The sequence below is a fragment of the Schaalia radingae genome (genome assembly GCF_900106055.1).
In the GTDB taxonomy this organism is placed as follows: Bacteria; Actinomycetota; Actinomycetes; order Actinomycetales; family Actinomycetaceae; genus Pauljensenia; species Pauljensenia radingae_A.
In genome coordinates this window covers 1,132,264-1,154,461 of sequence record NZ_LT629792.1, presented here as the reverse complement: position 1 = coordinate 1,154,461, position 22,198 = coordinate 1,132,264, and the positions used below count along the sequence as shown (strand labels likewise).

Sequence of the window (22,198 nt, the reverse complement as noted above, 5' to 3'; positions counted from 1 at the left end):
TCAGGAAGTGGATGACGACGGCGGGTAGGTGGCAAGGATATCGACCAGGACGCACAGCGTGTCGTCACCTTCGGCCAGATCAGGAGGAATGGTGATCGCCAGGCGTGAGCCGACTCTTTGATCGACCAGCCCCTGCTGCAGGCCCGGCATGATGGTCGCCATGTCCAACCGTTCCGGCATTCCGTCGTTCCACGTTGATCGACGCTTGTCCGGATTGTTCCACCCCGCAATCACGTATTGCACCAGGACCCGGTCATCGGGCCCGACCTGAGGACCGTCACCTTTGATATGTGGGGCGATGACGATCTGGCTGGGGGCCTCCCCCGTGTGAGTGACCTTGAAACCATCTTCTGCGAATTCGACGCTGAATGGCTGGGTTGGTTCGGGATCAATCGGTGTGCCAGTAGCAGTCGAGGAGATCACATCGACGACGTCAATTTCAATGCGTGGCTGCGCAGGGGTCGTTCCGGCAAGTGTCTCCCCGTCCTTATCCGACGCCGGTGTCAGTGGTCTGACGAACAGGAGGCGCGTCCCTTCGCGAGACCCGATCAGGGCCTGAACCAGCGTGGCATCCAGTTCGTCACTCGTTGCACGCTCCGTAAAGATCGCGGGCTGCCCGTCGGCCGTGATGACTTCCCCCGTGTCTCCGTCAAACGGTGTGATCGCGGCGATCACGGGCGACCCCTCGGTAATTTCCCGTCCTTGCCCCTCGATAATCGTTCTCACGAAAGGTGCCGTCACCGTCAAGGTACCGTGAATGGACACAGTCGGTATGGCGCCGTGGTTACCGAATACTTCAACCTGATTGCCCACTGACTGTGTGTCATCAGCGCTTTGCACCACGTCAGGTGAGCTGCGGCGCCCCAGGGTCCACCACCCGACCATGATGAGGACGACGACCACCAGCACAGTCACTGTGGCAACCGTTCTGCGCGAAGACAGTGTCATGTGATCACGCCGGCAAGTCAGGCGCCGACTGGTTAATGTGCTCGATCAGCGCATCCACTCGCGCATCCTCGTTCGAGAGCGGGTCATTGAGCGTCAGTGGGGTGGCTGAAATATCTCCGAGCCGCACGTGCACCCAGTCGACCGACAGATCCCGGCGCGCGTCCTGTGCTGCACCGATGATCCGGCCGCGCAGGGACGCCCTCGTTGTGGCAGGAGGCGTGGTGACTGCGCCTGACACCTGGTCGGCTGCGATCAGCCGGCGCATCAATCCGCCGCCTTCCATGCGGTCACGCAGGCCTGTCGCCGTGATGTCGTGGTAGCTGAGCTCCAGGCGCGCCACGCGCGTGTCGGACAGCGGCACTGAGCGGCGTTCACAGTACTGGCGCAGCAGTCGGCGCTTAATCGCCACATCCAGTTCGGTCTCGACGCCGGACCAGTCTCCTGATTCGATCGCATCCAGTCCACCCTTCCACAGGTCCAGAACGTAGGTGTGCATGGGATCGAGGGCGCTGGTGTCCGTGTGGTCGAGGATCCGGCGCCGGATTTCCCGCTGGATTGCCACAGGTGACATGGATGTTCCCGAGGCCAATGGGATAGGTGCCTGTCCCGTCAGGTCCGCGTTGATGGAGCGAATAGCCGACATGGGATCGGCCAGCGCCAGGTCTGCCAGCTTCACACCATCTTCGACCGCGCTCAACAGCAGCTCGGTTGCCCCGACCTTCAGGGCGGTTGTCGGCTCGGACACGTTCGTATCCCCCACGATCACATGCATGCGCCGGTAGGAGCCTGAATCTGCCAGTGGTTCGTCGCGCGTGTTGATGATTGGGCGCGAACGAGTGGTTGCTGCCGAAACTGCGTCCCACATCTGGTCTGCACGTTGGGAAAAGACGTACGTGCTGCGTCCTGAAATGGTGCGGATATGTCCAGCTCCGACGACGATTTGTCGGGTGATGAAGAATGCGACGAGGGCGTCCGCGACTTCTCTGAAGTCACGTCGGCGGTGCAGCAGATAGTTCTCGTGGCAGCCGTAGGAGTTTCCGTGGGAGTCCACGTTGTTACGAAACAGGTGGAGTCGGGCTGGGACACCCTCGGACTGGAGCTGCTCGTCTGCGCGAGAGGCGAGGTCAGCCAGTAGAAGGTCACCTGCACGATTTTGGGCCAGGAGGTCCTCCAGCAGGTCGCATTCGGCTGTCGCATATTCGGGATGTGAGCCGACGTCGAGGTACAGGCGCCCTCCGTTGCGCAGGAACAGGTTCGAGGAACGTCCCTGGTCAATGAGCGGGGCGAACAGGTACCGCGCCGCCTGATCCGCATCCACTGGTGAGGGCGCGGAGGTAATGGAAGCTGCGGTCAGCCCGTATTCCGTTTCGATTCCGACGACTCGGCGCCTCACTTTATTGGCCGCCCTTCTGCACGAAGCCCTGAACGAAGCTTTGCGCGTTTTCTTCCAGAACGGTGTCGATGTCATCCAGCAGGTCATCGAGGGAATCGGTGTTCGCCTGAACCTGCCCGGCCTGGGCGTCGTCCTCGTCGAGCGGGTCTGAGTGAGGTGAATGTGTGTGTGACTGAACCATGGATGCTCCTTAGACAAGGTCACAGATGTCGGTTGTGGTATCAGATGCGTCAGGCAGTGAGATGCGGACCAGGCGGTTGTGTTCGGGGTCGTCGACTACCACTGATGTCCATGATGCCCGAACGACGTTCGGCATCGAGGCAACAGCGTGTCCGCGTACTCTGGCGCGGGTTGACTGCGGCGGCGTATCGGCCGCACGGATCACGTCGTCAGGTGTGAAGAGTCTGCGGACTCGTCCCGCACGGTCGAGGCGGTTCACCAGGGAGCGTTCTTCTCGCAGGTCCGCCCATTGCAGATCCATTGCCGCCAGACGTGGGTCGGCCCAGTCGGTGTTCAGCCGCTCACGCTGGCGATCGAAAAGCTGGTATTTTGCCACCCATTCAACGTCGGTGGCCACCGAGAACATGTCGGTGCGCAGACCGTCCAGGACTCGCTGCCAGGTGTCAAGCAGGTCGCGTGTGTCCTCATCCGGATTCTGGCCAGTCTCGTCGAGTGTTTCGAGCACCAGATCCAGGTAGATCTGCTGAATATCAACGGCATTCAGTGTGCGTCCGGCAGCGATCGGAACTTTGTGGCTCAGCGTCGGGTCGTGACTGACGTTCCATGTTTCCTGCACCGGGTCGTCAATGCTCAGTCCATCCCACTGCATCGACGTGCCCTGTTCAATGGCCCACAGGACAATCGAGGTCGTCCCCATCTTGAGGTAGGCCGAGATGTCGAAGAGGCTGGCATCGCCTCCGATGACATGCAGGCGACGGAACCGTGCGGGATTGGCATGAGGTTCGTCGCGCGTATTGATGATCGGGCGATTGAAAGTGGTTTCCAGGCCGACCTCGTTTTCCACGAAGTCAGCGCGCTGCGAGAGCTGGAAGCCGGGAGCCTGTGACTTTTGACCCAGCCCGACCCGACCCGAACCACAGGTGACGGGGCGCGTCACCATGAATGGGATGAGGCCGCGGATCAGGTCATCCAGATCAGCTGAACGCTCCACCTGGTAGTTCTCATGAGTACCGTAGGCCGCACCTTTACCGTCGGTATTGTTCTTGACCAGGACGAGCGGCTCCTCCGAGCTGGCATCGATATGTGCCATGATTCGGCGCGCAATCTCATCACCGGCCCTGTCCCACAGCACTGCTTCGCGCGGTGACGAGGTTTCAGGTGCGGAATACTCCGGATGTGCGTGGTCGACGTACAGGCGCGCACCGTTGGTCAGCACCGCCACCGTCGGGGTTGGCAGTGCGCGCTCACTGTCACTGGGGCGTTCCAACGCTTCCACGCCCCCTGACGGTGCCAGGTGGTAGGGATCATCGGTCAACAGTGACGGGTCGGCTGCGGCACGGGACAGGCGCATACCGCGCAGATCATTGAGCGGGTCCTCACCCGTGTAATCCCATCCAACAGGGTCGTCCTCGCGTGACAGCTGTCCGCCTGCAGCGATTGCCTGCGTGGACAGTGCGACCGCATTTGCCCACGGGTTGCCTGGCTGATAGACACCGAATTCTGTTTCGGTGCCCATGATGCGGTGGACGCTCATTGTGGATCTCCTTGAATGGGGGTCACGGATTGAATATCATCACGCACTCCCACGGTGCGTGCCCAGTCCACTGGCGAAGACGTAGCAGCCAGCTCCATTGATTCGCGCATCTCTTCTTCCACGCCGCGCAGCACGTGTTCCTGGCTCAGCCCCTGCTCGCTCCCGCCAAGCGTGGCGCGGATAGCGTGTTTCTTGGCTCGCTCCACGCTCGAGGCGATCAATGCGCCTGAAACGATGTCACTCAGGTACAGCGTCGTCTGCGCGCCTGAGGTCAGCGTCGCGTGGAACAGTGCAGTGGACTGATCGCGTGCATACAGACGCTCCACGGCGGCGTCGATCATCTGATTGAGGGCCTCCTCGTGGCTCCCATAGCGGGAAATCTCGCTCGCTGCAATCGGGACGTGCGTGGTCAGATACTTCGTGAAGATGTCGCGCGCGCCCGTCCGGTCGGGTCGGTCGATGCGTATACGCACGTCGAGGCGTCCGGGCCGCAGTACAGCAGGGTCGATCATGTCGGCTCGGTTGGATGCGCCAATGATGATGACATTGTCGAGGGCTTCCACTCCGTCCATTTCAGCCAGAAGCTGCGGGACAATCATGGTTTCCACGTCAGAGGAGATACCTGCGCCGCGCGTGCGGAACAGAGCTTCCATCTCATCGAAGAACACGACAACAGGGATCCCGGTTGCCGCCAGTGCACGAGCACGGGAGAAAATTGCCCGAATCTGGCGCTCTGTCTCCCCTACGAATTTGTTGAGCAGTTCGGGGCCCTTGATAGACAGGAAGTGGCCGCGCACGCCTGATTCGGTCTGCGACAAGGCGTTTGCCACTGCTTTGGCAATGAGTGTTTTACCCGAACCTGGCGGCCCGTACAGCAGGATGCCTTTGGGCGGGCGCAAGCCGTAATCGCGGTAGAGCTGCGGGTGACGCAGCGGCATCTCGATCGAGTCACGCACACTGGCCAGCTGCTGATCCAGTCCGCCGATGTCGTCGTAGGTGACGTCCGGGACCTGCGGGGTGAGCAGCTGCTCGACATCCGAGCGGGTGACGCGTTCGATGGCCTGACCGGCGCGCAGATTCGCCATGACGGAATCGCCTGCCCGTACGCTTCCATGCCGCAGTGGTCCGGCCAGCGTCAGAACCTGTTCCGCGCCGCCTTCCAGGGACACCAGTACGCGATCGGCGCCCAGTACTTCCAGCACCGATGTCAGTGTCCCGGTGCGCTCGAAGTGGTCCACACCCACCACGACCATGTTCTCGTTGAGGCGTACCAGCTGTCCGACGGCCACCGTTGACAGGTCAACACTGGAGTCAACGGTCAGGCGCATGCGTTTGGTGCCCACCATCGCATCGATCTGACGCGCGGCGGTATCGACCGCGAGAACTGAGACGAATGTGTGTGGAGGCTGCTGAGAGCGGTGGATTTTCTCGTTGAGTTGGACAAGCTGTCCGCGGGCCGTCGACAGGGCACGTGAGAGGCGTTCGTTCTTCTCTTCCAAAGAAGCGACAGATCGCCGCAACGCGTCAACGGTCTGTTGGTCGGCAGACGTGCTCACTCGTACCCTCCTCGCGAGTCAGTTTTAGTGGTCATTCAACACTATGACGATCAGTGGGATTCCTCCAGATCCTTCCGAACCGTGGTCTGTAATGTTTCTCCCACCCAATGTTCGCTGCGCGCAGTTGCGTCACGACGCACTCGCCGTACTTTCTTGTCGCTGGGCACTCGCTGCCCGATTGACGAGGGTGTCCACCCATCCTCGTCGTCCCACATTCCGCTCTGTCCTTCAGCAGCCGGAGCGGGGCGGCGTTGGGCGGTTTGCGGACGGGTGTGCGGTGCCAACAGACGCGTGGTGACCAGAAAGCCGGTATGGGCCACCATGCGGTGTTCGGGACGCACGGCCAGCCCTTCGAGATGCCACTCGCGCTGCATCGTTTCCCACGCCAGTGGCTCTGTGAATCGTTCGCATGCGCGGATATCTTCGACCAGACGGGACATCTGGGTCACTGTGGCGACGTAGCACGTCAATACTCCTCCGTAGTTCAATGCGTGTTCCACGGCTTGAAGGTTCTCCCACGGGGCCAGCATGTCGAAGACGATGCGATCCACGCTATGCGCCTCGCATCGATTGAGCACATCAGCCACCTCGCCTACTTCCAGGGTCCACGCGGGGTGGTGAGAGCCGAACCAGAGATCCACATTGGCGCGCGCAATGTCCGCAAAGTCTTCGCGGCGTTCCACTGAGTGGAGGTGGCCGTGTTCGCCTACCGCGTTGAGCAGTGCCAGTGTCAATGCACCTGATCCCACACCTGCTTCCACTACGCGTGCGCCGGGGAAAATGTCCCCCATATGAATGATGGTGCCGGTGTCTTTGGGGTAGATCACCGTTGCGCCGCGCGGCATCGACATGACGTAGTCGCTTTGCAGGGGTCGCAGCACCTGGAATGAGCGTCCTTCAGGCGTGGTGATCACCTGGCCGTCCGGCTGACCGATCACGGCGTCGTGATCGAGCCATCCGCGATTGGTTTGGAAGCGTCCGCCCGCCACCAGCGTGATGGTGTGGAATCGTCCCTTCGGGTCGCGTACCTGCACCCGATCGCCTTCGCGCAGTGGCCCGCGCCGGTTTTCCTGACCTAGTTCACTATGAGTACTCATCGCTGGGATTGTATCCACAACCGGAGCAGGCGAGCACGCAGATGCCGGTGCGCGGCGTTACGGTAGGCACATGCCGTCTTCATCATCGTCTGAACAGTGGGCGCCCGCACTGTCGGTGTCGCGCGCCCGCGATTTCATGAAATGCCCTCTCAAGTTCCGCCTGTTAGTTGTGGATCGCATTCCCTCGCCCGCCACACGTGCCACGGCGATGGGCACCCTCGTACACGCTGTCCTCGAGCATCTCTTCGACGTGCCGCAGCACGATCGCACCCCTGAGCATGCTCAGGAACTGGTTGCCCCGCAATGGGAAGTGCTACGCAGCAACGATCATACAGTGATGGATCTGTTCGATTCTGAAGAGGATTTGCAGTCATGGATGCGTGACGTGCGAACCGTAATCGAGCAGTACTTCCATATCGAGGATCCACGATGGCTTGAACCGGTTGGACGTGAAGAACTGATCACTGTGGTGATGCCCGAAGGCATTCGTCTGCGCGGATTCATCGACCGCATCGATCAGGCTCCCACAGGCCAGCTGCGCGTTGTGGACTACAAGACAGGCAAGGCTCCCAGTCCACGTTTCCAGGACGAAGCTCTCTACCAGATGCGCTTCTACGCATTGCTGCTTCAGCTCACACGCGAACTTCCGGCCCGCACGCAGTTGGTGTACATCAAGTCCGGTCAGGTCCTCACCTTGGACCCCACCGACGCCGACATGGTGGACATTCGCGCCGATGTGGCACAGCTGTGGGAGCGCATCGAAAGTGCGGCTCGCCAGCGTCGTTTTGTTCCGACAAAAAACCCGCTGTGCAACTGGTGCCACGTGCAGTCCATGTGCCCCATCTTTGGCGGTCAGGTGCCCGATATTCCTGAAGAAGGCATCGAGCGTGTACTGTCCATGCGTGCGAGTCAGTAAGTCACCCTCGTCAGGCTGCGACTCCCCCGGGCGTCAGGACGCCGGTCAGCAGCAGGATCGCGACGAGGGCGGCCAGACCCAGGCGGTACACGACGAAGGGGCTGAACGAGCGGGTGGAGATCAACTTGAGGAACCACATGATCACCACGTATCCCACGCCGAAAGCGATGAGCGTGGCCAGGATCGTCGGCCCGACCGCAACAATGTCACCACCACCGATCACCTTGGCCATCTTGTAGAACCCCGATGCGAAGACGGCGGGCATGGCCAACAGGAATGAGTAGCGCGCTGCAGCTTCTCTCGTGTAGCCCAGCGCGCGCCCCATCGTGATGGTGCCACCTGAACGGGAGACGCCGGGAATGAGAGCCATCGCCTGAGCAAAGCCGTAAGCAATGGCATCGCGCCAGCTCATGCGGTCAAGGGTGAGTTCCCTGCGCCCCAAGCGATCAGCCGCGCCGAGCAGCAGACCGAAGAAAACAAGCATGGCCACCGTGATCCACAGGTTACGGAATGATGTGTCGATCCAATCTTCGAGCAGCAGTCCAAGGATTCCGATCGGCAGGGATCCGACGATGATCATCCACCCCATGCGCGCATCGGGATCGGCACCGCTGACGCGCTTGGCGGGGCCGACTACGGGAAGGGAACGCGCCCATTTCGACACGATCCTCACGATGTCTTTCCAGAAGAACACCAGCACTGCGGTTTCAGTTCCGATCTGCGTGATCGCGGTGAAGGCAGCTCCCGGATCTGCCTGTCCGATCAGCTCTCCCACAATGCGCAGGTGAGCAGATGAGGAAATAGGAAGAAACTCCGTGAGGCCCTGAACCAGCCCCAGGATGATTGCATCAAGCCAACTCATGAGGCCTACTGTACGGGCACCACGCCGATTCCCCTACCGCGCCACCCGGTCACCACCACACTACGGTTACAGTATGCGCACTCGTTTTTGCGGCCGTTCGGGCCTGAGCGTCTCTGATGTTGGACTCGGCACACTCACGTGGGGCCGCGACACCGATGAGCACGAAGCTGAAGACATGCTGCGCCATTTTGTCGATGCCGGTGGGAACCTGATCGAAATTGCACCAACGCACGGAGACGGCGCGGCGGTGGACGTCCTCGGGTCGCTCATCAGCACAGTCAGTCGCAATCAGCTCGTGATCGCACTTCGAGGGGGCGCACACCTGGATGCGTCCACTAAGTGGCGTGCCAGTGCGGCGCGCGGCGACATGCTCGCCAGTCTGGACGATGCGCTGGCCCGGTGGCACACCGATTTCGTTGACCTGTGGCTCGCGGAGTTCACGCCGCACATTCCGGTCGACGAAACACTGTCCGCGCTGGAGGTCGCCTGGCGCTCGGGTCGTGCGCGCTACGTAGGGATCGCTCACGCATCGGCGTGGACGGCGGCATCAGCATCGACGAGGGCGGCCCTGGCGGGGATGCCTGTGGTTGCGTTGGAAGATTCCTGGTCACTGCTGGATCGCGGCCTCGAGTCTCAGGTGTTTGCACCGGCACGCTCAGCCGGGATGGGAATCCTGGCGCATTCGCCACTGGCGTGCGGCGTCCTGACCGGGAAGTATCGCCATGCCACTCCCCCAGATTCACGCGCCGCGTCACCGCACCTGCGTTATACCGTTGAACGCTACCTGGATCCTGCTTTGTCTGGCACGCTCAACGCCCTCGAACGCGCTGCTCAGGGGCTTGATCGCACGAGTATGGATGTGGCGTTGGCATGGGTGCGTGACGCTGAGGGTGTGGCAAGCGCGATCGTCGGTCCGCGCACGGTCCGACAGCTCGATCAGCTGCTCGAATGTCAGGATCCACTTCCTGAGCAGATCCGAACGGTACTCAGCGAAGTATCTGATCCGCGCGTAGATTAGTCGTCCTCGTCGTTATCGTCGTCCAGGTCGATCTGGTCGTACTCGTCATCGTCGAAGCCGTCGAAGCTGTCATCGTCATCATCTTCGTCGTCGCCGTCGTCCTCATAGTCGTCATCATCGTCGTCGTCATCATCTTCATCCAGAATGTCGAACGGCAGTTCAGCGTCGAATCGTGTGAAGAGAACGTCGTCGTAGGTGAAGAACGCATCACGGAGGCGTTCTTCTGCCTGCGAAATGACGGCATCCGACGCGGCTGTGCCGCCCTGGACGACATCAAAGTGGTGCTCAAATGCTGCGATGAGTAAGTTCAGCGCGTCGCGAGGATCTTGTGTCATGCTCCCAGCCTACCTGTTCACGCCTAAATTGACGTGCTCAATTCAGGGAAGATTCAGTTGCGAGCGGATAACGGAAACCATCAGATCAGTGCCCTTGATCTCCGCTGTCTGTTCTGCACCGAGGATACGCATATTCCCGTCTGCGTCGATCAGCTGCGATGCACCCATCGACGGCCCGAGCGGCAAGATGACCCACTCCTTGGTGGGTTGGTAGGAGATATCGGGCTCTCCGCCTTCCAGCTGATGCGTGATATTGGCAATGACAACTCGGGCTTGCTGACGTGCCGCATCTGCGCGCTTGGATTCACGCACGTCGGTGATATCACCAATGGCGTACACGTTGGAGTGTCCCTTGACCTGCAGCGTGGGATCAACACGAATTGTTCCGTTCGGGTGAAGAAGTTCTTCGTATTCCGTTCCCGCCAGGTATCCGGAGTTCGCTGTCGCGCCGTAGCACTGGAACCATATATCTGCCTCGATCTGGTCACCGTTATGCGTCTGAACACTGAAGCGTCCTAGCTGGCCGGCCTGAATCGGCGGCAAATATGCCAGCGGGGAGCCTGTCACCACGCGCACACCCAGTTCGTCGAGCTGTTCCGTGATCGCGTCGCGAAGCTCCTGTGTGTAGCCAGGCGTGGACAGAATGGAGTCACCGGATTCAACCAGAATGATCTCCAGATCAGGGAACGCGCTGGCCAACTCACCTGTCATCTCAATGCCGACGGTGCCTCCGCCTACCAACATGACCGAGCCGGCCGATGTCAGTGCGTCGTGGAGCTGTTCAAGGCGCGCTTTCGCCACAGTCGCTTTCGAGGAGGAGTACTTTGCGGGGAACGGATACGTTGATCCACTTGCCAGGATCACGTAGTCCGCTTCGATGGGGTCGTGCCCAAAGACATGCACCGTCGTCCCCGTCACTGACGAGACGACGCCCTGGATCACCTGCCCATTCTTCAGCAGGTTCGAGTACGGCATGAAAATGGCGTGCTCCCACACCTCGTCGACCGCTGCCCGAAGTGCGGCCGCGTGGTGAACGAATTGGTCCTTCTGCTCAATGAGGATCACGTCAGCGACTGGATCCAGTCCTTTCGCGACGGTGACACCACCGTACCCACCGCCGACAACTACCACTTTGGTCACAGTTGATCTCCTTCGTTGATGATGATGCCATCATCTCACGTGTCAGTCGTCCAGGTGGAGCACGCGAGCAATATTGGGTGGGAAAAAGTTCGGTCCCTTCAGAACTTTTCCGTCCTCACGACGCTTCACCGACCCATCCGGCATGAGTTTGGACAGGTTCGATGCCTGAACTTCTTCCAGGACCGTATCCAGGTCGATGCCTGATTCCAGTGCCATCCCGTAGATGACGTAGACCAGGTCGGCCAAAGCGTCAGCGGTCTCGACGATATCGGAGGTGGCATGATCGCCTTCAGCTGCCTGCTGATAGGCCTGCTCGATGAGTGTCCTCGCGTCAGGTCCCCACATGGCTCCAATCAGTTCGCTGAATTCCTCAGCGATCAGGCTCATGCGCATCATGACACGGTCGTAGTCCAGTGTGGGTTCCCCGCCGTCTGCCACACGGTTGGGCATGTGGTAGGTCGAGTGGAACTCGCTGACCAGTTCCTGGGGGCTACGCGTGCTGCGGCCCGGTGTGTGCGAGGTGCCACTGCGCCGCCCCATCACCGGTGCGGGTGCAGCCGGCCCGTCCCACGGTGCAGCAGGCTCCATCGTGTCATCTGGTTCAAGGAATGCTTCCCAGATTTCTTCACCCTTGTCGTTTTCGACTTGCCGCCCTCGTTTGCCTGCGTGGAAGCCCAGTCGCCACGCCACGCGCCACGATGGCCAGTTGCCGACCCGTGAGCGCCACACGAGGCGCGGCGCGTTCAGCGTATCGAATGCGACGCGCGCAGCCAGGATAAGTGCTTCGGTAGCGTAGCCTGATCCACGGCTGTCGGCGCCTACCCAGTAGCCCACATCGAGCGTCCCGTCCTCGGATTGAATCCGCATCGACAGGGTGCCCACGAGCGTGTTGGTGGCCACGGTGCGGATCGCCCAGTGTGGCTCGTTCTTCTCCCAGCCGGCGGTCGCGACTTTTTCAACGAATTCCCTGGCCTGGTCACGCGAATATGGCGAGGGAACCGTCGTCCACTGCATGATGGCAGGGTCCTGGCACAGACGGTAGATATCGTTGGCATCGTCACAAGCTAGTGGCACCAGGGAGATGCGCGCACCGGTGACCGTGAAGGGAGCGAGCGACATTGAATCCTCCTTTGGATGATCGCTTCAGGCTTCAGCGTGAGTGTGTTCCCACGCGGTCGCCAGCATAGTCCCCAAGGCCTGCGCATTCTGTGCGCCCTGGATCACAAACTTCTGATCGATGAGCATGGTGGGAACCGACTCAATACCCATTTCAACGGCGATCTGGTAGTCGGAAACTACATCTGCTGCTCGCTGCTCATCAGCGAGGGCGGCCACCACATCTTCTGCTGACATACCGACTCGCTTCGCACACTGAATCAACACCTCCGGATCGGAGACGTCCTGACCCATTTCGAAGTGGGCACGGTCAAGCGCTTCAGCCAGAGCAAGCTGAGTGGTATTCGCACCTGTCAGCGTGTCGTGCGCAAGGTCGTGTTCGTAGGCTGCGGCGAGGAGCCGGTGTGCGTTCGAGGTGGGCGCCACCACCATCGTTTCGAAGTTGAAGGTGATGTCCTCAGCCATCCCCAACTCAGTGAATTGAGCCAGGCTCTTGTCTGCATCTTCTTCTGACATTCCACGATGTGCTGTCAGGTATTCGCTTTGAGATAGCTCCAACGGTTCTGCTAAGTCAGGGTCAAGGAAGTAGGCGTGAAGTCGAATCTCAACCTCGTCAGCATGCTCGAATGAGCCCAGGGCCGTGCGCAGGTGGTGAAGACCCAGATAGCACCACGGGCATGCCACGTCAGACCAAATGTCGATGTGCATGTTGGCAACTGTCTCATAACTTTGCTCGATTGTCAGGGTGCCCGGGCCTTTGTCACCTAACTCATGAGCAAATGTGACGTGTCGCTCGTTCATATTGGACGTTTCGATTTGCCGACAGGTACCATTGTCGTGTTAAAGTTCTATCCGCTCTCATTGAGCGTTGCGCGGGTGGCGGAATAGGCAGACGCGCTAGCTTGAGGTGCTAGTCCTCGCTTTAGAGGGTGGGGGTTCAAGTCCCCCTCCGCGCACAATGGGCAGAATGGTCGCGACACCTTGCGGTGTCGCGATTATTTTTAACTCTGCTCTACAGTAGAGACGTGGAAACTTCTCGCTGGACCTGTGTACTTTTCGACGTGGACGGCACAATTGTCGATTCGGCAAGTGTCGTTATCGACTCGTTCCAACGCACACTTGCACACTTGAACTATCCGTCTCGTTCACGCGATGAGCTGGGGAAATACGTCGGCCCACCGTTATGGGACTCCTTCATGGATCTGGGGATGGATGCTGAGCAGGCTGACAATGCTGCCACCATCTACCGTCACTACTATCGTGAACTGTTCCTTCAGCCAGAACCGTATCCCGGCATTGGACAGCTTCTGGAAGATTTGCATGCCGCCGGATACGCCTTGGCTACGGCTACCTCAAAACAGGAATACATGGCGCGCGACCAGATGGTTCATCTGGGTTTTGATCGCTTCATCGATGTCATTGCGGGAGCCATCCCAGATCCCGCCTATTCGAAAGCTCATGTGATCCGCGATGCACTGAAGCGCCTGGAGGAAAAAGGCCTCGACATTTCTCGCCCCGTCGTGGTAGGTGACCGTTCATGGGACCTGCAAGGTGCTCTGGAAGTCGGTCTGCCGGCGATCGGGGCAGGCTGGGGCTATTCGCATCCTGGCGAGTTCGATCAGGCACTGGCAGTTGCCCACGATGCCGACGAACTGCGCCAGCTGCTGATGGGAGATCACTCATGACTGATTCATCACGCACCTCAAAGTTCGGCAATCTGAAGCAGAACCTGAGCCGGTTCGTACGTTCTCCGCACGTCACTCAGGTGCCGGCCACGACGCGCACATCCACGCCGGCACACCCTGCCTCATATCACACACCCCGACGGCGACGCGTCTCCTCACCTCCGACCAAGCATTCGCGGGCCAATACTGCCGTGAAACGACCCGATCTGCCTGACTGGCTGCGTAAATCCGGCCTGGCAGCGTGGGCCCTGATCGGCATCATGATCATCGTCGCCGCCGTCGTCTATGCTCTGGCACGCGTCACCCCGGTCTTCATCGCTGTTTTCGTCGCACTGGTGGTCACTGCGATTCTCAATCCCGTGGTCAATTTCCTTTCGCGCTTCATTCCGCGTGGCCTGTCAGTGGTTCTGACATTGCTGGGATTCTTCGGCATCTTCGCAGGTTTGATGGCATTGGTCGTCAACTCCGTGATGGGACAGTGGACGAGGCTGGCCAATCAGTTCTCACGCGGTCTGGATGTGATCTCCGATTTCCTGTCCTCCCTGCCATTCGACATCAAGGTCACGCCGCAGGATGTGTCCGCATGGATGAACGACATGATCGCCAAAGGCCAGCAATACGTCCAGCAAAACTGGAGCAGGCTGGCATCCGACCTCCTGTCAAATGTCTCAGCCGCTGCCATCACGTTCACAATCGCCGCACTGGGCTTGTTCATCACGATCTTCTTCCTGCTGTCGGGAGAAAAAATGTGGCGCTGGTTCCTGGATGTCACACCGGCACGCAGGCGTGAGCCTATCCATCGCGCAGCTCTGGCAGGATGGGACACTTTCTCGGGCTACGCGCGCGGCACGATGATCGTGGCCGCGACCGATGGTCTGTTGGCGGGGATCTTCCTGCAGATCCTGGGCGTGCCGGTTGCGCCCGCATTGGGCGTCCTGGTGTTCATTGGTGCCTTCATTCCCCTGATTGGTGCGCCCGCAGCGATGATCATTGCGATGATCGTGGCTGCTGCAAGCGGCGGTTTGATGCAGGCCGCCATCGTTGGCCTCGGCATCGCCGGCATCGGCCAGCTCGAAGGTCACGTTCTCCAGCCCCTCATCATGGGCAAGCAGGTGTCTTTGCACCCTGTGGTTGTCGGTGTTGGCGTCACCGTCGGTACACTCACGGCGGGCCTGCTGGGTGCCGTCATCGCGATCCCGATTATCGGCGTGATCTGGTCTGTCTTCTCTGAACTGTATGAGCGTGATGCACCGATCGAAGATCCGCTGCCTGAACGCCGCAATGCGCCCGACGTTGAGGAAGAGCACGAGAACAAGATCGGCACCAGAATTGTGCGTTTTTTCCGCAACCGCGGCGACGACGAATCCGAGGCTGACGGGCAGAAAACCGAGGCTTCAGCGGAAGTCTCGTGATCGGACGCGCATCGGCATGTGCAGCTCTTTGAGCGAATGTGCCCGGATCATGACGACACCCTCGCCTCTTTCGACAGTGCCACTGACGATCAGCGCCTGCGCTGTCGTGGCGGTGGTGCGATAACGCGTCCACAGTCCCGGTGAGCACACAATGTTGGCAAACCCGCTTTCGTCTTCTAAAGACACGAAAATCAGGCCGCGCGCTGTGTGGGGACGTTGGCGGTGCGTGACAATACCAGCGACTGACGCGATGGACCCATCGTCACCTTTCTCCATCAGGTCACGCGCTTTCACGACGCCGCGATCATCAAGGAATGAGCGGATCAGGGCCAGCGGATGTTCTGCCACGGTCAGGCCGGTGGCCTGATAGTCGGCGCGCATCTGGTCAACATCGCTCATCTGCGGCAGGTTCCCTGGCGTCGTGCCCACCTCGATACCAGGAATATACGGCTGATACGCGTGTTCTTCTGCCACTCGCTCGGCACCCCACAGTGCGTCTCTTCTGCTGATTGCCAGCGAATCGAAAGCACCGGCTCGCGCGCATGCTTCCACCTGGCGCTCGGTGAGGTGAGCACGCTGCGCCACGTCACTCATACTGGAAAACGGACCGTCAGCTCGCGCATCGACGATGCGGTGGGCACCCTCCCCCAGTCCGCGTATCGATTCCAGCCCGATCCGAATCATGGCATCGTCATCCATGTCCAGTTCAACGCGTTCGTTTGCACATCGCTCGACAGCCGGGTCGTAGGGCTGGACGCATGCGGATACGTCAGAAAACTGCACATCGGCCCGAGCAACTGCTACGCCGTGACGCCGCGCGTCGTGGATCAGGCTATCCGGAGAATAAAACCCCATAGGCTGACTGGACAGGATACCTGCGTAGAAGAACTCCGGGTAGTGCACTTTCAGCCAGGCTGACGCGTAGACGATGTGAGCGAAGGAAAAGGAGTGCGACTCAGGAAAACCGAACGATGCGAAGCCTCGGAGTTGATCAAAAATCCTGTGTGCGCATTGCTCAGAGATTCCGCGTTGACGCATTCCTTCCATCAGCGGAGGTTTGAGCATGTCCATCTGTTTGAGTGAACGCTTCGACCCCATCGCCTTGCGCAAGCGGTCAGCTTGCGCCGCGGTGAAACCTGCCGCATCCTGCGCGATGCGCATGAGCTGTTCTTGAAACAGCGGAACACCCAGAGTCTTTTCCAACGCAGGCTTGAGCAGCGGGTGCAGATACGTCACCGCTTCTGCGCCCTGTCTTCGACGCAGATACGGATTCACTGCCTGCCCCTGGATGGGGCCAGGTCTGATCAGCGCCACCTCCACCACAATGTCGTAGAAGCAGCGCGGCCGAAGGCGTGGCAATGTATTCATCTGCGCGCGCGACTCCACCTGAAACACTCCCACCGTGTCAGCTGCGCACAGCAGGTCGTAGACACGTGGATCCTCTTCTGTCAGATTATGCAGTCCCAGCGCGCGCCCGTTCCTGCCGGTAATGCCGCGCTCCCCCAGCCAGTCGAATGCCCGGCGAATGGCGGTGAGCATTCCTAATCCCAGCAAGTCGAATTTCACCAGTCCGGCATCAGCGCAGTCGTCCTTGTCCCACTGGAGAACGGAGCGGCCCTCCATGGCTCCCCACTGCACGGGGCAGATATGACTGACCGGTGTGCGCGTGAGCACCATTCCTCCGGTGTGGATTCCCATGTGACGCGGAAGGTCGGACATTTTCTGTGCGATTCGAGTGACCTGATCAGGGGGCGGGTCGCCCTCGCTCTTGCTCCACTTCGTCGCAACACCGGCGGCATATCCGCATGCGCGAGCAGCATCACGGATCGCTGAGCGGTGCCTGTAGGTGATGACGGTGGCAACCTGTGCGGCGCGTTCACGCCCATAGTGCTCGTAGACATGTTGGATGACTTCTTCGCGCCGCCCTGCCTCGATGTCGACATCGATATCAGGAGGGCCGGAACGTCCAGGCGACAAGAAGCGTTCAAAAAGCATTGAGTGACGCACCGCGTCAACTGCAGTGATGCCGAGGGCGAAACATACGGCTGAATTGGCGGCTGATCCTCGTCCCTGGCACAGGATGTTGCGGGAGGCACAAAAGTCAACGATTTCTTTGACGATCAGGAAATATCCCGGAAAATCCATGCGTTCGATGATGGACAGTTCGTGGTCAATCACCTCCCACGCATGGGGGTTGTCTGCCCGCGTTCCGTAACGTTCGAGGGCGCCCTGTTCAGTCAGATGACGCAACCATGTCGCGGACGTAAATCCCTCGGGCACCTTCGTTTCAGGCAGTCGGGGAGCAACGAGGCGCAGGTCAAAACTTGCGTGAGATCCGATGTCTGCCGCCATGCGAACAGCATCCGGGTAGTCGTGGTACATCAGCAGCATTTCTTCTGCGCTGCGCAGAAAAGAACGGAAGGCCGGCAGGTGCGGTTCAGCTTCTTCCAGTGACATTCCCAGTCGGGTGGCAGCCAGGACATCACCGAGGGGCCCGGATACCGGGGTGGCACATCGCGCGGCCGTTGTGGCAACCAGCGGCACGTGGGCACCTGTGGCCAATTCACTGAGTGCACGCAGAGTCTCAGGTGGCTCCGTGGGGCTCAGCGCGCTTTCGACGGCGACGCGGTCACGTCCAAAGATACTGATCAGGCGTGTCAACATGGAGCGGGCGGCCGACATGCCACCCGCCCGCAGCGCTCGACGCAGCGGGCCACGCGACGTGCCGGTGAGCACTATCCACTCCCCTGCACCCAGTTCGTCCAGCATGTGTATCGGCGTGCGCCGACCTGGATGAGAAAGGGTGTGCCGACTCATTGCCGCACACAGCTGCGTGTATCCACACGGATTCGTGGCGATGATGGGAAGACGGATGCCGGGTTCTTCGGCTCCGGGAACCAGTCCCCATCCAGGCTGGGCTGAAAATTGCTGCGGATCCAGGGTCAGTTCCGCCCCGCACACAATCGGCAGTCCGCGCGCTCGACCGGCAGTGGCCATCTGTATTGCAGAATACATACCATCGACATCCAGTACCGCAAGCGCCTCCAGGTTCAGCGCGCAGGCAGCATCGACCATCTCGCTGGGCATATTGGCGCCGTCGAGGAATGTGAATGCGCAGTGAGCATGTAATTCCGCGTAACGAGCAGGTTCGACCACTCCACCATCATATCGAACATCTGTTCGATTCTGTAGCGGTCTTATCCGTCGATCAGCGCACGCAGGTCAGCCACGTTAAGGCGCGTCCACTGCCCCGCGTCCTTCTGATCAACAGCCGCATCAACCAGGGATGTCACAAGTTCACGTTTGCGTTCTTGTAGTTCGACGACTTTATGTTCAATGGTGTCGAGGGCGACCAGACGGTACACACTGACAGGACGTTCCTGCCCGATGCGGTGCGCACGATCCACTGCCTGTTCTTCCACGGCCGGGTTCCACCATGGATCCATGACGAACACGTAGTCCGCTTGCGTCAATGTCAGTCCTGTCCCCCCAGCCTTCAGGGAGATGAGGAACACGTCAGCGTCCCCCTCGCGAAACTGTTGAATCACTGAGCGGCGATTGCGGGTTGAACCGTCGAGCTGGACACAGGAAATGGAGCGCCGCTTCAGCTCCTCCCGGATTCGTGCCAGGTAGGACGTGAACTGGCTGAACACCAGGGCCTTGTGACCTGCAGGCAGAATCTGCGTCAAGTGGTCCACCAGCACGTCGATCTTTGCCGACCCAATACCTTGGTAGTGTTCATCGACCAATGCCGGGTCAAGGGCCAGCTGACGCAGTCGCGTCAGCGCGGCCAGAATGTCGATGCGGTGCCGTGAAGCGTCGTCAAGCAGATCGAGCAATTGGACGCGTATGCGCGTCAGATACTGGTCGTAGATCTGGCGGTGTTCAACTCCCAGCTCCACACCGACGGTTGTTTCAGTCTTGGCGGGAAGATCAGGTGCCACTGCTTCCTTGGTGCGTCGCATGATGAACGGTCGGATCGCTGCGCTCAACGCTGCGGCGGCGTTCACGTCCCCCTCGTCAATGGGCCGTAAGATACGTGTGCTGAACGTTTTCCAGCCGGGCAACAAGCCGGGAGCAACCAGGGCTGCGAGCGCCCACAGATCCGCTGCGGAATTTTCCACGGGTGTACCGGTCACTGCGAGTGTCCACGGCCGGGACAGCTGCATGAGCAGGCGGTGGATGACAGTGCGCGGATTCTTCACGTGCTGCGCTTCGTCGATCACCAGGCCGCCCCATTCGCGCGCTGCCCATTGGTCTGATTCCAGGCGCGCAATGGTGTATGTGGTGACGACGATGTCGGCATCGCGGATGGCACTGTCAAGTGATTCGTCGCGACGTTTGGAGGTTGACGTAATGTCGACGACTCGCAGCTCGGGTAGGAAGCGTTCGGCCTGTTCAACCCATGTGCCGACGACGGAGGTCGGTGCCACCACCAAAACTGGCGGCTCGGTGCCACCAGCGCGTTGCGACGCGATCGAGGCGAGGATTTGCAGGGTCTTGCCCAGGCCCATATCGTCAGCGACAATGCCGCCCAATCCGTTGTGAATGTGGGAGGTGATCCACTGATGACCGTCGACCTGGTAGGGCCGAAGATCCGCATTAAGGGTGTCAGGCAGCGGCAACGGATCGCGCGCACCTCGGGCAGTAAGTACGTCGATAGTGCGGCGCAGGGAGTTGGGCACGGTGAGCGAGTCCGTCAGGTCGTCGAATTCTTCCCACAGCCCCACATGCATGCTCGATAGCTGCAGGTCAGATTCAGTAAAGCTGCCGCCCAGTTCCTGCGCGTTGTGGAGCAGGGCGCGCAGCCTGTTGATACGAGCGCTGTCGAGGGCGACCCACGTCCCCTCAACCAGCATATGATCGCGTCCATCGGCAAGTGCGGTGAGGACATCAGATAGGGCGACATCACTGTCACCGATGCGGATGCGTATATGGACATCAAACCAGTCGGTGGATGAGGACGGTTCAGCGTCCGTGTGGATCGTCAGTTCCTCATTGCTGATGCTCAGTGCCCGCACATCAGGGTTCACGTCCCATTGCAGAGCGTCGGCGGTCACCTCGTCGAGGGTGGCAAGCAGTTCCGGGGCTTTCCAGGCGGGCATACGGATGGGTGTGCCGACGGTCAAGGGCGCGCCGGTGGGAAGCGAGATCTGGCCGATTGCAGAGTGTACGCTGCGTGCCAGGTGCGTGACATCGGGGTCTGTACTGTCGTAGGCGGTGCGCACATGAGAGGTGCCGACAGCTTGATCGACCCACCAGCGCATCACGACGTGTTCGATGTGATCCATACTGACGCGTCCGACGATGCTTGTCTTAACTGAAACGTCTGCGCTCACTGAGTCGTCACTGGACATGACCGGGTTGGTGCCGCTGAGCCGAGGAAGCCACTGGGCATGGAATTCGGCCGCGTCTTCAGCCGGAATGATCAGCGGTGAGGCACCTTCGAACGCGTCGAGCAGATGCGCCCCTGAACGAATATGTGCGACTGTGCGCCCGGCGTTGAAGAATGCCAGCTGCGTGGCTGCGCTGATGCGAACTCGGGCGGCGATGCGCGCACCGTCGGTGAGCACGGGTTTGATGAGAATGTCGCCTGTTTCGCCAGTGCGAGTGGTGTCGAGACTGACGTGCCAGGGAGTCGGGTCGACGCTCAGTGGTGTGAGCGGGTCGAGGTCAACGAACATGTCAAGGCCGGCTCGCGTAGCTGCCTCAATCCACGGCCCTGCCTGCACGCCCAGCGATTCCAGTGTGACGTCATTTGGTGAGCGGTACGTTCCATCTGAACGTGAGTGGCGGTAGGCCTGCCTGATCAGCGCGACGTGTGTGGGGTTGAGTCCATCTGTGACCGATTCCCACTGCGTGGCGGTCAGGTCCTGCCACGTTGCACGCTTCGTGGTCCACGCGCTGTGCATTCCAGGGCGCAGCGGTGTCAGTGCAATAGGTTCACGAGGGTTATGCGTATCAACCAGTAACGCCAGTGGCTGACCCTCCATCGCCGTGGTGCCGGAAAGGGTGCGCAGCCTGTCACGCCATGTGGGGCCCTCCTCCGATTCTGCGGGCACGGAGCGCACGGCAAGTAAGGCTGCCACACTGTGCGGACAATCACGTCCGATCGCGCACGCGCAGCTCAGATCCAGGTGGACAGGGGCGCCGTCACGCAGGCTCACCCATGTGCGGTAGGTCAATCCGGGGCCTTTGACGCGGCACTGGGCTTCGCGTTCTGACGTGAGGTCGGTGTCCAGGACGTCGCCTCGGGTAAAGAACGCCAACCCTTTTGCCCACGTTGCCGGGCCTACGCGCATCATGATGTCGTCGTCACTGAGGTGGTGAACATACGTCACGATGTCGCGTGGAGCCATCTTTCCAGTTTATGACGCCGCGCGCGCAGATGCTCAGTCTCCCAGCTTCCCGCCTGATTCACGCAGGTAGCAGCGTGCGCACAGTGATTCATATCCTGAGTCGACACCGTCGATCGCGACCTGTCCGCCGTCAAAGATGAAGGAGCCATTGACGATGCGGCCGTTGAAGACTGCTTTCTTTCCGCATCGGCAAATCGTTTTGAGTTCTTCGAGGCTGTGCGAGATTTCCAGGAGGCGGCGAGCACCAGGAAATGCGTTGGTCCGGAAATCGGTGCGAATGCCGTAAGCCAGGACGGGGATGCCATCCATGACGGCTACCCGCAGGAAATCGTCAACCTGACGTGGGGTGAGAAATTGCGCTTCGTCCACCAGGATGGCGGAGGTGGAAGCCATGCGGCCGGTTGCCTCGAGCGCTTCAAAGACGTCATCGGTGGAGTCCAGAAGGACATCAACGGTGCGCGTTACTCCCAGACGGGACACCACTGTGTCGTTGCCGCGCACGTCGACGCGCGGTTTGATCACCAGGACATGCTGGCCACGTTCTTCGTAGTTGTAGGCAACCTGAAGCAGTGCAGTTGATTTGCCTGAGTTCATCGCTCCGTATCGGAAGTACAGTTTCGCCACAGCTTCCCTTTCCTCGTCGACCG

At 60.2% G+C, this 22,198-nt stretch carries 18 protein-coding genes and 1 tRNA gene; 5 read left to right on the top strand and 14 right to left on the bottom strand.

What is annotated here, in order from left to right; translation table 11 throughout:
* The 6 genes from BLT69_RS05115 to BLT69_RS05090 are packed head-to-tail and all read right to left on the bottom strand — an operon-like array spanning position 1 to position 6,708.
* Positions 1–948 carry an FKBP-type peptidyl-prolyl cis-trans isomerase gene (locus BLT69_RS05115; RefSeq protein ID WP_083314460.1) on the bottom strand — a complete coding sequence of 316 codons (948 nt, stop codon included), beginning with the start codon at positions 946–948 and terminating at the stop codon, positions 1–3.
* 4 nt (positions 949–952) lie between these two features.
* A complete protein-coding gene (gene pafA, locus BLT69_RS05110; RefSeq protein WP_092648549.1) occupies positions 953–2,341 on the bottom strand; it encodes a Pup--protein ligase in 1,389 nt (462 codons plus the stop codon).
* Between the two features lies 1 nt (position 2,342).
* The gene (locus tag BLT69_RS05105; RefSeq protein WP_058236631.1) at positions 2,343–2,522 is read right to left on the bottom strand and encodes a ubiquitin-like protein Pup; all 180 of its coding nucleotides are present in this window, start codon (positions 2,520–2,522) and stop codon (positions 2,343–2,345) included.
* Between the two features lie 9 nt (positions 2,523–2,531).
* Complete coding sequence (dop, locus tag BLT69_RS05100) at positions 2,532–4,055, bottom strand: depupylase/deamidase Dop (RefSeq protein WP_092648548.1); 1,524 nt, start codon at positions 4,053–4,055, stop codon at positions 2,532–2,534.
* Entirely contained in the window at positions 4,052–5,611 is a 1,560-nt protein-coding gene (arc, locus tag BLT69_RS05095) for a proteasome ATPase (RefSeq protein WP_092648547.1), read from the bottom strand. The genes dop and arc overlap by 4 nt, the downstream gene beginning before the upstream one ends.
* Before the next feature lie 50 nt (positions 5,612–5,661).
* Complete coding sequence (locus BLT69_RS05090; RefSeq protein ID WP_092648546.1) at positions 5,662–6,708, bottom strand: tRNA (adenine-N1)-methyltransferase; 1,047 nt, start codon at positions 6,706–6,708, stop codon at positions 5,662–5,664.
* Positions 6,709–6,778: 70 nt separating this feature from the next.
* Between BLT69_RS05090 and BLT69_RS05085 the strand changes: the two genes are divergently transcribed.
* Entirely contained in the window at positions 6,779–7,624 is an 846-nt protein-coding gene (locus tag BLT69_RS05085) for a RecB family exonuclease (RefSeq protein ID WP_092648545.1), read from the top strand.
* A gap of 10 nt (positions 7,625–7,634) precedes the next feature.
* Here BLT69_RS05085 and BLT69_RS05080 read toward each other — a convergent pair whose 3' ends face one another.
* Positions 7,635–8,486 carry an undecaprenyl-diphosphate phosphatase gene (locus BLT69_RS05080; RefSeq protein ID WP_092648544.1) on the bottom strand — a complete coding sequence of 284 codons (852 nt, stop codon included), beginning with the start codon at positions 8,484–8,486 and terminating at the stop codon, positions 7,635–7,637.
* A gap of 73 nt (positions 8,487–8,559) precedes the next feature.
* Between BLT69_RS05080 and BLT69_RS05075 the strand changes: the two genes are divergently transcribed.
* Positions 8,560–9,504: an aldo/keto reductase gene (locus BLT69_RS05075; RefSeq protein WP_092648543.1), complete on the top strand. Its 945-nt coding sequence runs from the start codon at positions 8,560–8,562 to the stop codon at positions 9,502–9,504.
* Here BLT69_RS05075 and BLT69_RS05070 read toward each other — a convergent pair.
* The 4 genes from BLT69_RS05070 to BLT69_RS05055 are packed head-to-tail and all read right to left on the bottom strand — an operon-like array spanning position 9,501 to position 12,896.
* Positions 9,501–9,839 (bottom strand): DNA primase, encoded by a 339-nt coding sequence (locus BLT69_RS05070; protein WP_070726651.1) that lies wholly within the window; start codon positions 9,837–9,839, stop codon positions 9,501–9,503. The two genes, BLT69_RS05075 and BLT69_RS05070, sit on opposite strands and share 4 nt — an antisense overlap.
* Before the next feature lie 42 nt (positions 9,840–9,881).
* Entirely contained in the window at positions 9,882–10,979 is a 1,098-nt protein-coding gene (locus BLT69_RS05065) for an NAD(P)/FAD-dependent oxidoreductase (RefSeq protein ID WP_058236623.1), read from the bottom strand.
* Positions 10,980–11,021: 42 nt separating this feature from the next.
* Positions 11,022–12,098 (bottom strand): GNAT family N-acetyltransferase, encoded by a 1,077-nt coding sequence (locus tag BLT69_RS05060; protein WP_092648542.1) that lies wholly within the window; start codon positions 12,096–12,098, stop codon positions 11,022–11,024.
* Positions 12,099–12,122: 24 nt separating this feature from the next.
* The gene (locus BLT69_RS05055; RefSeq protein ID WP_257590416.1) at positions 12,123–12,896 is read right to left on the bottom strand and encodes a DsbA family oxidoreductase; all 774 of its coding nucleotides are present in this window, start codon (positions 12,894–12,896) and stop codon (positions 12,123–12,125) included.
* A 69-nt stretch (positions 12,897–12,965) separates the two neighbouring features.
* Between BLT69_RS05055 and BLT69_RS05050 the strand changes: the two genes are divergently transcribed.
* The 3 genes from BLT69_RS05050 to BLT69_RS05040 all read left to right on the top strand — a co-directional run bounded on the left by BLT69_RS05050 (position 12,966) and on the right by BLT69_RS05040 (position 15,192).
* Positions 12,966–13,051, top strand: a tRNA-Leu gene (locus BLT69_RS05050).
* A gap of 69 nt (positions 13,052–13,120) precedes the next feature.
* Positions 13,121–13,780: an HAD hydrolase-like protein gene (locus BLT69_RS05045; protein WP_092648541.1), complete on the top strand. Its 660-nt coding sequence runs from the start codon at positions 13,121–13,123 to the stop codon at positions 13,778–13,780.
* Positions 13,777–15,192: an AI-2E family transporter gene (locus BLT69_RS05040; RefSeq protein ID WP_092648540.1), complete on the top strand. Its 1,416-nt coding sequence runs from the start codon at positions 13,777–13,779 to the stop codon at positions 15,190–15,192. Before BLT69_RS05045 ends, BLT69_RS05040 begins: the two co-directional genes overlap by 4 nt.
* Here BLT69_RS05040 and BLT69_RS05035 read toward each other — a convergent pair.
* The 3 genes from BLT69_RS05035 to BLT69_RS05025 are packed head-to-tail and all read right to left on the bottom strand — an operon-like array spanning position 15,175 to position 22,175.
* Positions 15,175–18,348, bottom strand: coding sequence for an error-prone DNA polymerase (locus BLT69_RS05035; RefSeq protein WP_092648539.1), 3,174 nt, complete (start codon positions 18,346–18,348; stop codon positions 15,175–15,177). The genes BLT69_RS05040 and BLT69_RS05035 overlap by 18 nt on opposite strands.
* Positions 18,349–18,389: 41 nt before the next feature.
* Positions 18,390–21,551, bottom strand: coding sequence for a DEAD/DEAH box helicase (locus BLT69_RS05030; RefSeq protein WP_092648538.1), 3,162 nt, complete (start codon positions 21,549–21,551; stop codon positions 18,390–18,392).
* Between the two features lie 33 nt (positions 21,552–21,584).
* Positions 21,585–22,175, bottom strand: a complete 591-nt coding sequence (locus BLT69_RS05025; protein WP_058236617.1) for a thymidine kinase — start codon at positions 22,173–22,175, stop codon at positions 21,585–21,587.
* Positions 22,176–22,198: the final 23 nt, after the last annotated feature.